The organism is Candidatus Symbiothrix dinenymphae, from assembly GCF_001431085.1.
In genome coordinates, this window is the sequence record NZ_BBRU01000189.1 from 1 (window position 1) to 676 (window position 676).

Sequence of the window (676 nt, forward strand, 5' to 3'; positions counted from 1 at the left end):
GGACTTACGGAACTGCCCCAATCCGGCATTTCTTCGGTGCCGAATATTTCGAGTATTTTGCCGTCTGTTTGTGCTTCTATGTTGGCAATATTCCATTTCTCTATCACACGCACTTCGCAAGTTGCCGTTTTGTTGCCATCATCGGTGGTTACCGTTATGAAGGCTCTGCCGGCTTTTTTGGCTGTTACTGTGCCGGTGGTACTTACCGTGGCTATGCTGGCGTCGCTGCTTTTCCATGTTTTGCCTTTGTTGGTGGCGTCTTCCGGTTCTACCGTGGCTGTGAGGACGGCTGTCGGTTGCCGCCAGAGGTCGATGTTCAGGGAGAGATTTCGTTCATTGAGACTTACGCTTGTTACAAATCTAACCCACTGCGCGTATAACGTTATGTCTTCCACCAAATAGAACATATCGTGGTCTTTCCATTCCACAGGGGTGTTTGCCCCCCGTGACCAACCGGCAAATTGTGCGTTGAGCGGTGCTTTAAAGTTATTCCAGGGTAAGGCTATGTGGCTGTATCTTGTTACCGATGCCATCGTTCCCGTGCCTCCGTTAGGCTCAAAGGAGATGGTGCTGAGACGCGCCCACACCGCATATAGCGTGGTGGGCGCATTGGTGGTATAACTCGTCAACGGGTCTGTTGCCTGGGGGGCTGTATGCCAGCCTCGGAAAGCATAAC

The 676-nt window shown here is 51.8% G+C and carries 1 protein-coding gene; it reads right to left on the reverse strand.

The window, feature by feature from the left end; all coding sequences use genetic code 11:
- Positions 1 to 676: Ig-like domain-containing protein (locus ASC50_RS07090; protein WP_193391186.1), on the reverse strand; the 676-nt coding region annotated here is incomplete at both ends.